This is a genomic window from Paenibacillus sp. DS2015, assembly GCF_050433705.1.
In the GTDB taxonomy this organism is placed as follows: domain Bacteria; phylum Bacillota; class Bacilli; order Paenibacillales; family Paenibacillaceae; genus Paenibacillus_AQ.
Genome location: NZ_JBNPWS010000001.1, coordinates 176,196 through 190,207, shown reverse-complemented (window position 1 = coordinate 190,207; position 14,012 = coordinate 176,196). Strand labels below are relative to the sequence as shown.

Sequence of the window (14,012 nt, the reverse complement as noted above, 5' to 3'; positions counted from 1 at the left end):
AAATCATTTGCACTATTTTACACATTTACGAAGGAGGGTGTTACTAAGGTGATACTAGAGACGGAAGTGGGCGTGCAGTTAAATTCACAAAACACTAAGTATTACGAGGTATTAGGGTATGAAATACCGCGCAGGAAAGGAATGGGAGGACGAATATCAGTGCCGAGGGGAACGGTCATATCTGTTAAAGTTAGCGACTTACCATTAAGGAGCAATGTGAAACTTACGAAGATTTGTGACGTCTGTGAAAAACACATAAAGGGACAGACATATGATCGGATTTTGACTAAGCGAAGTATGGGAGAGGATGTATGCAGTGCCTGTTCTTCTACTAAATCTAACAACCAAAAGGCATTAGAAAAGGCCAAATCCGGAAATAATCTCGCAAGTGTATATCCAGAAGCAGCTAAATTATGGAACTACGTCTTAAACGGACCCATTTCCCCTGATAAAGTAACCCCAAAATCAAACACTAAAGTGTGGTGGCTATGTGATGAGGTGGGGTGTGGGCATTCGTGGAAGGCCGCGGTTGCGGATATAGCAAACGGAAATAGGTGCCCCGTGTGTTTTATGTCGAAAGGGGAACGTCGTATCCGCGAACACCTTCGTACCCTTAATTGCGAGTTTAGCACTCAGGTTTCAATGAAAAACCTTATTGGAATTGGTGGGGGGCTGTTATCATATGATTTTGTAGTTAAAATGAGCTCCGGTCACATGTTACTAATCGAATTTGACGGTATCGGCCACTTCAAACCTACGGATTTTCATGGAAAAGGCGAAGCCCATGCGCTCAAAAAATTCCACATCCAAGTAGAGCATGATCGCCGCAAGGATAACTACGCCGCCACACATGGTATACCCCTATTAAGAATCCGTCACGACGAATTTGATAATATTGAGCAGAAGGTAGACGAAGCGCTGATGCAAATGATGCGCAGAGATCAATTTACGCTCGGCATCAAAATCTCGGAGGTGAACGCATAATGACGCAAATAAACGTAAACCTCACGCCTAATCACGCACTCACCGCCGATGCCGATAACTTCGTAATCCTCACGCGTAAACTCGTTGACCCTACGCGCTCACCGAATTATAAAGCGGACTCCGGAGTCTCAACGGAACTCCGCGAAGAGTGGAAGGATCCGAAGTATTTCTCGTTAAACTCGGCAGGACTCGCGGCTTCATTGGATTATGTACGCATCCGCACCGTTGCCAATAGCGGAGTAACGGATTTAGCGGAGTTGGTCGCGCTAATACGTGATACAACCGCGGAAATAACGGACGCGCTGCGTAACGGTGCCAAATTGCCGAATATCAGCGTGGTGGTGACGTCGGAAGGGTGAGCGAGGGTTATCGGTAGGTGGCGGAGTGAAGGCGCTTAAACATGGCGCAAGTTAGGCGCAAATTAAACGAGAGGATGGCGATTATGGGAAACGTAATTGTACTTAAACATACGCAGGATTTCCGCGGAGATCACGGCGCCGATGTAACGTACACATACTCTTTCGAGGATACGACGACACTGGCGGATGTAATACGCGAAGTTAATCCGACATTTGCGGATTCAATCGAAATTCCAGCGAAAGGGGCGCGATCCGAATGAGCAACGTAACAATCCGCAAGTTTCCCGTAACGGCGCCTGACGGCACGGAGTATCGCGTAAAGATTGAGGAATGTGTAGGACTCTGCGACTTATACGCGGATGTGACGCTGTATATTCCGCGTAAACGATTCGGATTTAAACGCGTATTCTCGGAGAGCTACTATCACGGTAGTAGTAAGCGAGTAGTATATGACGCGGCTAATCCGGATTTCATTGCGATAGCAACCGAGGCCGTCCGAGGATACTACGCTAATATCGAATGGTCAGCGAATTACAACCGGAAACGCGCGGAATCAATCCTACGTAAGCAAGCTGCGCTCGACCGTTTCGCGGAATGGGACGGTAAAATAACGGAGGTGGGCGAATAGTGGACGAGTTGAAACGGATCGCGCTCGAATTGCTGGCGTTGTATGAATCCGCAGCGCGGGATCAAATATGGGAGTGTAGCGCTAGTATCAACGGAGACATGGCGAGGTTGGATGAGTCGATAGCCGAGTTTAAACGTGAAATCGAGGAGGCGACGGAATAGTGAAGATAGCGGTCAATAAGTGCTACGGAGGATTCGGATTATCAGAGGAAGCTTACGAGGAATTGATTGCAAAGGGGTGGACGGTTACTATTCTCAACGAAGAAGGTAATTGCGTAGATACTAACGCGAGAATCGTAGTCGCTCGTGATGACGTGCTCTTTGGACGTTACTTTTTCGTAAGGGACCGAAGTGATATGGAGATACGCACTGATCCGGATATTATCGAGGTAGTAGAGCGACTCGGAACGAAAGCGAGCGGAAGGTTCGGCAACGTGGTAATCGTAGAGGTTCCGGATGACGCGGACGTTACGATTGAGGACTACGATGGATTCGAACACGTAGCGGAGGTGCATCGTACATGGTAATGAAACGCGAAGAAATCATCGCAAAGTGGGACGGAATGAAACCACGGGATCGCGACGCGTGGGTATTTTACGATGTACTCGAACTAATGCCGCTCGATACAATTCCGAATGAGTTCGGAGGATTTGGAACAATACCGCGATACACGACGGACATTTCCGCAGCGTGGGCGATTATGACGCAATGTAAAGCGGATGAAATCCCCGCAAAAGTGGAAGCAGGTATCGAGTGGTGCGTGGTTATACGAGGCGCTCACGTATTTTCAGAATCAGCGCCCGAAGCGATATGTCTCGCGGCCATCATCGCAAAGTTAACGGAGTGATTCGTGACCCCTACGTGTGATTCCGCAAACCCCACGTACTATATTATAGTGTACGAAATTTTACGAATTGATTACGAAGGGGCATCCGAAAGTTGAAAAGTGTAGACGACATCATCGAATATTATCGCAAGCAGAACGAAGTTGATAACGAAGAGGAGGATGCGGAATGAATTGGGAAATGTTTTTCGCGGCAATAGTATGGTCGATGACGGTCGGTTCATGTCTTACCGGGATTATTTCTGCTTCAGGAATACCGGATAACCGCGCACCTAAGACGATGGTAGTTACTTTTATTGGGGCAATAATTGTACTTATCCTTTGTATCGCGGTAATCGCCGGAATGGGTTGGCATCCAAGTAGCTAAAAGATGCCTGAAAAATGACTGTAAGTTGACCGGATAAGTTCCTCCACTACTTTACAGTCCGTAATATAATATGAATACAGGAGGGAAAACGTATGGAAATCAAACGTGACTTAATCGCTGACTTGGCGATATGCGACGCGGCTACGGAAGGACCTTGGCGGAGAGAGCATGGATGTGAATGCGAAGTATTCAGCGGAACGGATATGTACCCAAGCGTAATTACCGTAAGTGGAGACGACATGTCTTACGTTGTTATTAGTGCCGAAAATGAGCGTTTCATACTAGAGTCACGCGAAGGATGGCCGCACGCTATACGGAGAGCGGTCGCTGCGGAGGAACGGTGTGATTCGCTGATTGAGCACGTAGTAGACGTAGACGAAGCGTTCAACGATTATAAATATCGCGCGGAAACAGCCGAGGCGGAAGTAGCGAAGTTAGATGCGTTATTACAGCGAATGGGAAACGAAATTGGATACGCTAAATACTACGCCGAGCGTGATGCGATGCTTCCGACAATTGCCCGCATCGACAACGCATTACGAGAGTTGGTCGCAGATGAGTAGCGCGTACCAGTGCCATATTGACGGAGCATACTGCTTTTATTGCGAAGAGTACGCGCCAGTAGTGGCGGAGAATGAACGGTTACGTAAAGAGCGCGATCGATGGCGTTCGGACGCGAAGGAAGCGAATCTGTTAGTTGCGGAAATGAACGGCGAGTGTGTCGGATACATGGAGGAGAATGAACGATTAAGAAGCGCACTAGAACGCATGGACGACCGTAAGAATCCGATGTTACCGCGTTCAATAATGGCGCGGATCGCGAAGGAGGCGTTAGACTATGACGGAAACTGAGCCGAAGAAACCGCGTAAGAAAGCGGAGCCTAAGATTCCGAAACAGCGGATCAATACGAAGGACTGGCGCAAATTACCGCTGGATAATTGGACGACAGCGACCGTACTCGTCATGTTCGCGGACTTAAACCGTGAGCGCTTCGGAGTTACGGAGTATCTACCATTCCGTAATTGGAACGTTGAACGCGGAATGATTAAGCGCGAGCTCGATCGATACGGCGCTAACGTGATGCGCGACGTATTTACCGAAGCATTCGAGACGCATACGCCGACGCGGGATTATCCGATACTGACGGCTGGCTTCGTAATATCGTATATGCAAGGGCGGATAATCGCGCGGAAGAATGCGGAACAGGCGGAAAAGGTGCGGATAGCGGCGGAGAAGGAACGTGTGGAAACGGTGACTATTGACCATGCGGAGTTAGAGGCGTGGTTGTGACGTTTCGAGCGCAATAGGCAAGCGCTTGATGGCGTTACTCTTCAATAAACTCTACGACGTCTTCAATACGGCAATTGAGATATTCGCAGATACGAGCAATCACGGATAGGGAAACAAAATCACGGTTCGACATTTTGGCAAGAGTTGTCCCCGATATACTAAGTTCATCGCGGAGGTGTTTCTTTAGTTTATCGCGCCTAATGAGCGTAATGTCTAGTGGTTTATATGAAGGGATTAATGGCAACGTGGATTCCTCCTACAGTATTATGGACTTATTATACCCCATTGTGAATTATTTATACATGCTGCAGTTGACATGAATATCCCAAAGGTGTAGTATAAGTCCATAAAGATGAATTACAACAACGCTAAGGCGTAAAATAAATCCACAATAAACCCCGCAACAAACGCCACACCTCGCAGTACCTACGAAGTCCCACCGAACACGACGAAGGCGCCCGCCTGAATCAACGTTCAAACAACCACGCAAGAAAACCTCCGCTTAAAATGTTACGGAACCGCGCGTACCTCATACGCCATTCCATGGACAGCCACGCCCACACTGGGATGGCAGCGCGAGGTTATCTTGCGTTTAAGGAGTATACTATGCGGAAGTCATTACTGGATCGACTACGTTATATCGAACGCAAGCAATCGCAGTTGTCACGTAGGAACGGGCGTAAGGAACGCATGTACAAATATGTAACCGCGATATTCCGAATGTACGCCGAATCATTAAAAACGAAGGAGTGACGCAATGTTAACGCAAGTTTACGTAAAGGACTTCACCGCATGTCCCCCGCGGATGTTCCTCGAACTAGCGGAAATGTCCGCGGATAACCCGAAGCTTGCGCGTATATGGCGTAACAACTATATCCGCGTAATTACAGAACGCGTGTTACATTAGACACAAACTATGTGATAGAGAGGAAGATAAAAATGATGACGGAAATTGAGATTAAACAAAACAATATCAATGAGTTGCTTAAACTGATTCAAGAAAATCCTGATTTACCAATTGTCCCAATGGTAGATGGAGACCTTGGTGGAGATGATTTCGGGTACTATATGGGCAAATGGGGAAAAGCAGAAATTGATGAAGTTTATCATGAAGATGAAAGAATTTATTTTCGTTCTGATGATGAGGAAGAATTAGAAGAAAAAATTTACTTTCGTTTAGAATCCGAGAACCCTGCTTGGTCTGATTCCTATTCGGAAGAAAAGGCAAAAGAAGCAATGGCTGAAATTGAGTGGGAGAAAGTCATTACTGTAAATATAGGATTGCCTTATTAATTCGCAATACGAAAATGCTATGCAATAAACCCAAAGGAGGTGACGCGATTGGCTAACGGAAATCACGCAGACAAATGTATACTCCGCGGACCATGTTCGCTAGCAGGCGGCGCACAATGTACGAAGATTTGTCCGGCATATCTCGCAATCCACGGAATGACCGGAACAGGCGGACGTATGGCGGCGGCTAACGTTCCCGACGCATATCGGCTACTCACGGTATTAACCTCGCCAGCACGCGAAGGACAAGCGGATGTATACCGCGCGATTGATACTTACGTTAAAACGTTTGCGCGCCAATTTGACGGTGATACGCAGGTGAAATCGTTATACTTGTACTCCGCGGAGCCTGGTACCGGTAAGACTACGACAGCCGCCGCGATATTAGCGGAATGGATATCTACGAATTACATCGGATCCATGAAACGCGGTATACAACCGCAGGAACGTCCGGCGTATTTCCTCGATGTCAACGCGTGGCAAGGCGATTACAACGCGTTCAACCGTAGCCGAGTACCGGAAGAAATCGCAGCGCCCGCCAGTGTCCGATATTACACGGCGCAACGTATCGCAATGAGCGTACCATTCCTCGTAATGGACGATATCGGAACGCGTGACGCAACGCAACCGTTCCGCGACGATCTGCATACGATTATTAACAAACGTGTGAGCGCGGAGTTGCCGACGGTGTATACGAGTAATATCGCGCTAAAAGACGTAGGAACGTTGTTCGACCGCAGATTAGCCGACCGTATACGCGAACAATGTAAAGAGTTAGAGTTCCGAGGAGAATCGAAAAGGGGGATGCGATAATGTCCGTTGTAGAACAGCTAATATCGAAGGTGATCGATGACAACAACGTAGCCGCGCTAGACATACACGGCGTTACACGCGAACTCTTTCTGACGGAGACGGAACGCGGATTCAACGACTATGTTCGTAAGTATGCGGAGGAGAATAAAGGGAACGCTCCGAGTTATGTGACGATGGTCACGAATTGTCCAAGTTTTACTTATATGCCGGAAATTTCCGATAGCTACGAATACCTATCGCGCAAACTAAAGGAAAGTTACGGTAAGCGGATGTTAGGCGAATTTCTGAGCGACGGAACGGGCAAGATCGCCGCAGCTTACGAGGATATCGGCAAGGGAACAAGCATCGACGACTTCATTTCGCTATATACAAAACGTATGGAAGATATTACAATGAGAACAATTGTTCGTACATCTACAGGTATTGACATCGCGAAGAGTGGAGACAGGTTTATAGCAGAATATGTGGCGCGAGCTGCAGGTAAATCACATCGGATGTGGAAGTCGAAGTTCAACTCTTTAAACGTAGCAATCGGCGGGGGTTATTTCTCATCTAATATGTATATCGTATACGCGAGATCGGGTCGCGGCAAGTCTATAATCGCGTTAGAAGAGGCAATTGAGTTCGCCTATCAGGGAGCGGTAGTTCTCATATGGGCGTTAGAAATGGGATGGTTTGAGTTATTCGCGCGTGCCTACTCTTCCATTAGCGCTCGCACGGGCGTAGTAAACGCGGTTATAGACGGAATAAATTACGATGCAGGATTCGATAACCGCGCGATACTAGCCGCTAAATTACAGGACGAGTATATGCCAGCATTCCGCCAGTTTATCGCAGACTTAAACGAGACGCTTCCTGGTCGCATTATTATTCGCGCCACTGACGAAGAAGGATTCACGGAGCGTAATATCGGCGCATTAAGACACAATATAGTTGAGCATAGCGCGGACGTAGTTATCGTTGACCCGTTCTATTACCTCGATTATGAGAAGAACACTTCGAAAACTACCGGAGGTGACGCGTCAAATACTTCGATGAAATTACGATTAATGACCGGATCCCTTGGCGTTGTTACTATTGCTATAACGCAGGCTGACGAAGTGGACAGTGAGAAAGACGAAGCAGGTACGAGGGAGTTAACGTTACCTCGTCGATCCGAAGTTAAAAAAACTTCCTCATTGCTTGAAGATGGAGCTGTTTTAATTGCGGTAGATACATTGGCGAATGAAGGGCGTGGGGTAATTGGAGTGAATAAAGCAAGATCGGGCGGAGAAGATACGCGTATCGAAATCATATATCTTCCTAACTACGGAATTGTCCGCGAACCAAACAGCGTTGATATATCGGCACAATTCGCTGGTAACTTTAATCCGTGAGGTGACGTCTATGATTAATGTAAGGGGAGAACCGCTATATATCGATGTACGCGCTGAACTCGAAGACTTCCCGTGGATTAACGCGGTATGGACAACTACGCGACTAATCGCATCATCACCGTTCTACTACGATAGGAATCCGGCATTCTATGTCATCCTCGACGAAGACAACGACGCATACGGATGTTGGGGCGATAGTGGCGCAGATGATCCGGAGTATCAACGTGGCGGATTCGTAAAGTTACTGAGCTTCCTCCGCGACGAAACGTATGAAGAAACATGCGATTACCTGGCGCACGTGTACAGTATTATAACGGACGGCAACGCTGAGTTTACGTTAAAACTACCGAAGCTACTCAAAGCGGACAAGCCGCGGATTACTACGATAGATAACGCGATACTCGACGGTTATAAATTCCGTTCCCCGTATCTTGGGACGCGTGGTATCAGCGAAGGAGTACAGCGATTACTCGACGTAGGATACGACCGCCAGCGCCGCGCAGTTACAATTCCTTGGATGAATCCGGACGGCACGCTCGGCAACGTTAAATACCGCCGCACCGATAGTAAAGCGTTCTGGTACGAAAAGGGTGCGCGTCCGATCCGCGAGATGATCTACGGAATCAACGTTATATATTCGAAGAGGATTACGCGAGCAGCGATCGTAGAGGCGGAAGTTGACGCGATGACATTAATGTCTGCGGGGATACCGGCGATAGCAACCGGAGGGACGGCGTTTAACGAAGCCAAGCGAGATTTAATACTGCGATCACCAATCGAGGAGTTAACGTTGTTCCGCGATAATGATAGCGCCGGAATTGCGTGGGAATCGCGTCTGATTAGCGAGTTAGGGCGCGGACTAGAGTTACGCAGGGCGAGCGTGCCGGAAGCGTATAAGGACGTAAATGAATGGCGGAATTACGGCGAGATACGAGAGGGCTACGCGGCGGCGGAACGGTTACAGAGATTGTATAATCGCATAGTTAAACATTTTTGAAATATATTTATGCGAATATGCCCCAACGGTTGGATTGAATCCGAATAATACAATATAAGACGAAGAGGAGCAGCCAAATGGAAGATGAACAACAATTTAATAAAATATATGAGGACACCAAGCGGAGAATACACAACATGAGTATTAAGTATCACAAACGAAGTGGCGTTCCAGTAGATGAGTTCACGAGCCAGTTAAATGAGGAGTTGTGGTTTGCATACCGTGATTATGATGAGGGCAAGAACGCGCAGTTAATGACTTGGATTAATGGATGCTTAACGCGTAGGGCAATTGATGTTATACGCGAACGAGAAGGTAGTTACAGACGAAGTGTTACCCACTCAATAGAAAGGTCGTCTGAGTCAGAAGACGATGAGCAAACGTTCGATATTATATCTGATATATGTATTGAAGATATTGTAATTAATAGAATGGCGGGACCCAATCAGTTCGAGCTGATTGAATCCCTTGTAAGTGACCCGGTCAAGGTCGGTAATACTACGAGGTTAATCGTAGAGGAATTCCCGCGACATGATTCCTTAAGAGCGACATCTGATGCTTTAGGGATATGTCACAAAACTGCTAAACGCAAGTTACTTGCTTTACGTCGCCGATATGATGGCGCCCGATTTGGAGACATCCACGATATAGTTGATAATGTACCAAATATAATCGCAGTCTAACTTATAGTATACCACGTTGATTACATTTTTATACTCATTTTAGCGAATAGGCATTACGCTAAAATATGTCAATGGTGACTCGCATGTAAGGGAATCTTATCCATTTACATTATATGTCATACGTTTCACCGTTGTCAATTATTTTTTACAATAACCAATAACCGGAGGTTAATCGCGATGTCATATAACCCTATACGCAAGTCTAACGCAAAGGTTCCGCATTTTCAACGCAATTCAACGTTAATTCACGAAATGGACACAATTTACAACGGAGCTCCCGACGAAAACGAGGACTCTGCGGACTGTTATCACGATTCACATACGCTAGTAAAGGCGGTGCGCATCGCATGAGCAATCTGAAATGGCGGGTGTCTGCGCATACGCTACGACGTGTTAATGAGCGCTTCGGTATAGAGGTGAAGTCCGCTACGAATTGGGTTAATCAACTTATGGAACGCGCAAATTATGTATGCAATGGTATAGGCGAGGACGGAAATCCAAGCCGCGTTTTCACAGTAGATAAAAAGATATTTCACGCGGACATTATAAATGACGTAATAATCACAGTATATGAAGCTGAAATTAAACGTCCAATTGCGCCAGCAGTGGCGCTTACTCTCGCAAAAGAAATACGTAAGATGGAGATTGATCTATTAAAACGCGAACAGTTAGCTATTGAAAGGCGATCGCCAATCGAATCCGAAATTATAACAATGCGCCTATCGTTAGTACGTGCTAAAAAGGAATCGCGTATAAACTTCTTTACGAAGCGCATCGCCGAACTTGAAACACAGCTTCGTTATATAAACGCAGAATTGACGAGCTGGAAACGCGATTTAACGTTATTCGCGGAGAGTTACGCTTCTATTATGTAAGCCTTCGTACATCCTACGTCGGCTGCGCGGTGCTAACGTTGAAGGATCGGGATTCCCGGTCGCCGTGAAGTAGACTGTGTATGCTCTCGAAAAACGGGAAGTAAACGTTAGTGCCGCGCCGCGGACGTAGGAAACTATGTACCGAAATATGAACGAGGAGTGTTGCGAATTGTCAATGTTCACGAAGATGGGCGAAGCAGCCGCGCAAGCAACGAATAACGATGGAGGTGGTAAGGAAAGCCCTATCACATCGTTTAAGTCCGGTACAACGCTTAAGGTCGGAGTAAAGTCTGTTAATGATGTCGCGGAATACTACGGTTACGGAATTTACAAGAAGGTAAATACGTTTGTACCTAAGAATCCTGCCGTACGTAATGCACGCGGTTATATCGACTCATCCCCGTCTGCGTGGGATCGTGCATCGGACGTACTGTATGCGGACGCTAAGAAAGCGGAAGAAGGTGGCGCTAGTGAGGCGGACGTTAAAGCGATTAAGGATGAGGCCGGATTATTCCGTGGAAAGAAACGATATCTACGCGCTTTCTTCGACTTAACGACCGGCAAGGACATCGTAGTAGACGTATCCCCGACGCAGGAAGCTACGTTGAAAGCGGTAATTGAGGAAAATATTGACGACCTCGATGTAGTCGCGTTCAAACTCGCTAAGAAAGGCGAAGGTAAAAACGCAGTAGTATCACTGTCCGCGATTATCAAAATGGAACGTGATTTAACGGATGAAGAACGCACCAACTTTGCTAAGCTAACCGAGGCTCCGTTTGAGCTATCCTCGTTCGAAACATGCTTATTCGTAGCAGACGAGGCGGAGCAGAAAACAAATCTCGTAATCGCCGGATTTGATATCGGACGACTCGGATTATCAATCGGAGCCAATAGCGGTAACAACGCTAACTCAACGCAACAAACGGACGACTCCGTTCCAATCACGGACGATGACGCACCAATCGATATTAGCGACGACGATCTTCCGTTCTAACCGCGGAGACGCGTTAACGGAACGGAAATATAACGGAGGTGTTGAAATGAGCGTAGCAACGTTAGAACGACCGCAGACACAAACGGGCGGCAACGGTAATAAACCGCCCGTAACCGTATTAATCGCATTAGGGACGTAAATATAACGAAGAGGAGACGTGGTAGCATCGCACACATAACGGAAACAACCGGTAAGTATTCGGAGCTCGTGGCGCAATTAGCGCTACTGGCGAACGGATGGACGGTACACGAAGCGCGGACGGCGGAAACATACGATATACTCGCGACGGATCCGATAAGCGGAGAGTATACGAAGATACAGGTCAAAACGATTAGGCAACGTAATGACCGCAGCGGCGACCTCGTAGTTTACGCAACAAAAGGTAATGGAACCGTTTATGATCGATCCGAGGCGGATACAATAATCGGCGTTTGGGCGAAGGACGGCGAAGTACCTCGCGTTTACATGTTCGAGAATCGCATGATAACGGAGTACTGGTGCAGCGAGGCGAAGGCGTCGGAGCGTTGGGTGGAATTAAGCATCGGACTTAATCGTCAGCTACACGTTCTCGACGCAGTGGTAGGCGAAGTAACATCCGAGGCAGTATCGTAATGGACACGCAATTCGACCGTTTTAGATATCCGGATGATGGTCCGCCAGTATTCGTAAATTGCGCCGAGTGTGGCGGGGAAATCTACGTAGGTGACGAGGTTAGACGCACGTTTGACGGCGATTACGTACATGGCGGGAATACCGATGACTGCGCGCTTAACTACGCTTACGTGCGCCAATACGACGGTAAAGGGACGATAGATAAACGAGGAGGTCTTTTATAAATGGCGAAATTGAACGCGGTAATTCCGAGTGTGGACGTAGAGGTGCGTGGTGAAGATGGCGTAACCATTAAGTACCGTAAGGTGGAACGCGATGTGAAGGCGGGCGATATCGTTAAGGTTTTGGACGAGGACGGAAACGACTCACTATACGTAACACATGGCGCGTTCTATAAGGTGGATGAAGTAGATATTTGTGGTGATCCGCAAATTACCGATGATGACGGGGATGAGTACGATTTATCCGACTATCGTTACGAAGTCTACGAGAAGGTAACGGAAGTACCATCTGCACCTACTAAGTATCGCGAGGTTAAACGGAAGGCCAACGTAGGCGAGCGTATTAAGATCGTAGCTAGAGTAGCGCTGGAAGACGATTACGAAAAAGGCGCGGAGATTACCGTTGTAGACAACGATTCTGACGGAGATGTATACGTTGACTTGGAAGGTTACAACGGTAAATGTGTGTTCCTTCGCGAATACGTCGTACTCGAACCGAGTACAGAGTCACGATTAACTGTTGGAGATTACGCGAAGATTACGGATAATGTACACGGACACAGATTCAAACTCGGTGAAATCGTGAGAATTCGCAAAGACGACAGATCAAAGCTTCCGTACGCTGGTACAGCGCATAACGGTTTATACGTAGGGTGTGATTGGTTCACACCGAGCGAATGCGTTCCGGCAACTGAGGCGGAGTTTAACGCACAGAAGCCTACGAAGCCTGAACGGTTGAAAGTCGGAGAGTATGCGAAGGTTATAAGTAATGGTACTCGCGGATTTATTAAACTCGGAGATATCCGTAAAATAGCGGTGGATGACGGAACTATGTCTCCGTATAAAGCCGATAAACTCGACGGAAGGGATTTCGATTGGTTCCGTGAGGAAGCGTTAGTCCGCGCAACTGACGCAGAAGTCGCCTCCGCTAAACAAGCCGCTGAACGTACGAAAGCTATCGGAGAGTTTGCGGAAGGCGGATATGCGGTCGTTGTGGACGCTAATGACGATAACTCCACGCGTAGTGGTATTAACGGGAATTACGTTACAGTAGCGATTGCACCAAGCGGCGGAATGTGCACATTGAAATTAACGAATCCTGATGGTAAACTCGGCGGCTATTGTGACGCGGACGCACTCCGTAAGATTACGAAGGAAGAATACGAAGCTGCGACTAAGCCGGCGCCTAAATTCGAAGTTGGCGAGAATGTCCGGTTGATTAGCGGAGGCGGAAATTACCCACTCAGCGGATTCAGTAGTGGGGATACATGCACAGTAAAAGAGTCGCCGGATAGAGACGGGGATTACCGTATTGAACGTCAATCAGATGGACACATTGGTTACGCCGATCCGGAACAACTCGAAAAAGTCAGCGCAGAGGAAGCGCGCTGGAACGCAATCGGACGTAAGGTCGGCGAGTATAAGGCGGGCGATGTCGTTAAATATATCGGCACAACTAGCGCGCACGGGCTTCGCGATAACGTTGGGATCATAACGGTGATCGATCGCGAGACTGATGGGTCAACTCTTCCGTACCACCTCGCCAAGCCAAGCGGTACAGGTAAAGACGGCGTAGATACGTGGACACGCGCAGAGAGTCTCGAATTAATCGCGCCAGTAGAGTCGCTATTCAACGTTATAACCGCAGGAGGTGAACGCAAATAGACGTTAAACTA

The 14,012-nt window shown here is 47.6% G+C and carries 23 protein-coding genes; 22 read left to right on the top strand and 1 reads right to left on the bottom strand.

Annotated features, from left to right (window positions below):
• Nucleotides 1–48: 48 nt before the first annotated feature.
• From J2T13_RS01055 to J2T13_RS01005, 11 genes are all read left to right on the top strand, one after another.
• Nucleotides 49–984, top strand: a complete 936-nt coding sequence (locus tag J2T13_RS01055) for a zinc-ribbon domain-containing protein (protein ID WP_429367502.1) — start codon at nt 49–51, stop codon at nt 982–984.
• Entirely contained in the window at nt 984–1,343 is a 360-nt protein-coding gene (locus J2T13_RS01050; protein ID WP_429367500.1) for a hypothetical protein, read from the top strand. The genes J2T13_RS01055 and J2T13_RS01050 overlap by 1 nt, the downstream gene beginning before the upstream one ends.
• A gap of 83 nt (nt 1,344–1,426) precedes the next feature.
• Nucleotides 1,427–1,603 carry a hypothetical protein gene (locus tag J2T13_RS01045; protein WP_429367498.1) on the top strand — a complete coding sequence of 59 codons (177 nt, stop codon included), beginning with the start codon at nt 1,427–1,429 and terminating at the stop codon, nt 1,601–1,603.
• Entirely contained in the window at nt 1,600–1,971 is a 372-nt protein-coding gene (locus tag J2T13_RS01040; RefSeq protein ID WP_429367496.1) for a hypothetical protein, read from the top strand. The genes J2T13_RS01045 and J2T13_RS01040 overlap by 4 nt, the downstream gene beginning before the upstream one ends.
• An 8-nt stretch (nt 1,972–1,979) precedes the next feature.
• On the top strand, nt 1,980–2,132 hold the full coding sequence (locus J2T13_RS01035; protein ID WP_429367495.1) for a hypothetical protein: 153 nt from the start codon (nt 1,980–1,982) through the stop codon (nt 2,130–2,132).
• Nucleotides 2,132–2,497, top strand: coding sequence for a hypothetical protein (locus J2T13_RS01030; protein WP_429367493.1), 366 nt, complete (start codon nt 2,132–2,134; stop codon nt 2,495–2,497). Before J2T13_RS01035 ends, J2T13_RS01030 begins: the two co-directional genes overlap by 1 nt.
• On the top strand, nt 2,491–2,817 hold the full coding sequence (locus tag J2T13_RS01025; protein ID WP_429367491.1) for a BC1872 family protein: 327 nt from the start codon (nt 2,491–2,493) through the stop codon (nt 2,815–2,817). Before J2T13_RS01030 ends, J2T13_RS01025 begins: the two co-directional genes overlap by 7 nt.
• A 166-nt stretch (nt 2,818–2,983) precedes the next feature.
• On the top strand, nt 2,984–3,181 hold the full coding sequence (locus J2T13_RS01020; RefSeq protein ID WP_429367489.1) for a hypothetical protein: 198 nt from the start codon (nt 2,984–2,986) through the stop codon (nt 3,179–3,181).
• A 92-nt stretch (nt 3,182–3,273) separates the two neighbouring features.
• Nucleotides 3,274–3,744, top strand: a complete 471-nt coding sequence (locus tag J2T13_RS01015; protein ID WP_429367487.1) for a hypothetical protein — start codon at nt 3,274–3,276, stop codon at nt 3,742–3,744.
• Entirely contained in the window at nt 3,737–4,033 is a 297-nt protein-coding gene (locus tag J2T13_RS01010) for a hypothetical protein (protein WP_429367486.1), read from the top strand. Before J2T13_RS01015 ends, J2T13_RS01010 begins: the two co-directional genes overlap by 8 nt.
• Nucleotides 4,020–4,472, top strand: coding sequence for a hypothetical protein (locus tag J2T13_RS01005; protein ID WP_429367484.1), 453 nt, complete (start codon nt 4,020–4,022; stop codon nt 4,470–4,472). Before J2T13_RS01010 ends, J2T13_RS01005 begins: the two co-directional genes overlap by 14 nt.
• A 34-nt stretch (nt 4,473–4,506) precedes the next feature.
• Here J2T13_RS01005 and J2T13_RS01000 read toward each other — a convergent pair whose 3' ends face one another.
• The gene (locus J2T13_RS01000) at nt 4,507–4,716 is read right to left on the bottom strand and encodes a helix-turn-helix domain-containing protein (RefSeq protein WP_429367482.1); all 210 of its coding nucleotides are present in this window, start codon (nt 4,714–4,716) and stop codon (nt 4,507–4,509) included.
• Nucleotides 4,717–5,078: 362 nt separating this feature from the next.
• Here J2T13_RS01000 and J2T13_RS00995 point away from each other — a divergent pair, with 362 nt between their 5' ends.
• The 11 genes from J2T13_RS00995 (at nt 5,079) to J2T13_RS00945 (ending at nt 14,001) form a co-directional block, all read left to right on the top strand.
• A complete protein-coding gene (locus tag J2T13_RS00995) occupies nt 5,079–5,225 on the top strand; it encodes a hypothetical protein (RefSeq protein WP_429367480.1) in 147 nt (48 codons plus the stop codon).
• 4 nt (nt 5,226–5,229) lie between these two features.
• Nucleotides 5,230–5,379, top strand: a complete 150-nt coding sequence (locus J2T13_RS00990; protein ID WP_429367478.1) for a hypothetical protein — start codon at nt 5,230–5,232, stop codon at nt 5,377–5,379.
• A gap of 32 nt (nt 5,380–5,411) precedes the next feature.
• Nucleotides 5,412–5,765 (top strand): hypothetical protein, encoded by a 354-nt coding sequence (locus J2T13_RS00985; protein ID WP_429367476.1) that lies wholly within the window; start codon nt 5,412–5,414, stop codon nt 5,763–5,765.
• A gap of 39 nt (nt 5,766–5,804) precedes the next feature.
• Nucleotides 5,805–6,578, top strand: a complete 774-nt coding sequence (locus J2T13_RS00980) for an ATP-binding protein (protein ID WP_429367474.1) — start codon at nt 5,805–5,807, stop codon at nt 6,576–6,578.
• Nucleotides 6,578–7,954, top strand: a complete 1,377-nt coding sequence (locus tag J2T13_RS00975; protein ID WP_429367472.1) for a DnaB-like helicase C-terminal domain-containing protein — start codon at nt 6,578–6,580, stop codon at nt 7,952–7,954. The genes J2T13_RS00980 and J2T13_RS00975 overlap by 1 nt, the downstream gene beginning before the upstream one ends.
• 10 nt (nt 7,955–7,964) lie before the next feature.
• A complete protein-coding gene (locus tag J2T13_RS00970) occupies nt 7,965–8,951 on the top strand; it encodes a toprim domain-containing protein (RefSeq protein WP_429367470.1) in 987 nt (328 codons plus the stop codon).
• A 77-nt stretch (nt 8,952–9,028) separates the two neighbouring features.
• Nucleotides 9,029–9,634, top strand: a complete 606-nt coding sequence (locus J2T13_RS00965) for a hypothetical protein (RefSeq protein ID WP_429367468.1) — start codon at nt 9,029–9,031, stop codon at nt 9,632–9,634.
• 347 nt (nt 9,635–9,981) lie between these two features.
• Entirely contained in the window at nt 9,982–10,509 is a 528-nt protein-coding gene (locus tag J2T13_RS00960; protein WP_429367467.1) for a hypothetical protein, read from the top strand.
• Between the two features lie 175 nt (nt 10,510–10,684).
• Complete coding sequence (locus tag J2T13_RS00955; RefSeq protein WP_429367784.1) at nt 10,685–11,503, top strand: hypothetical protein; 819 nt, start codon at nt 10,685–10,687, stop codon at nt 11,501–11,503.
• A 465-nt stretch (nt 11,504–11,968) separates the two neighbouring features.
• Nucleotides 11,969–12,115: a hypothetical protein gene (locus J2T13_RS00950; protein ID WP_429367465.1), complete on the top strand. Its 147-nt coding sequence runs from the start codon at nt 11,969–11,971 to the stop codon at nt 12,113–12,115.
• Nucleotides 12,116–12,339: 224 nt separating this feature from the next.
• Entirely contained in the window at nt 12,340–14,001 is a 1,662-nt protein-coding gene (locus J2T13_RS00945; protein ID WP_429367463.1) for a hypothetical protein, read from the top strand.
• The last annotated feature ends 11 nt before the right edge of the window (nt 14,002–14,012 follow it).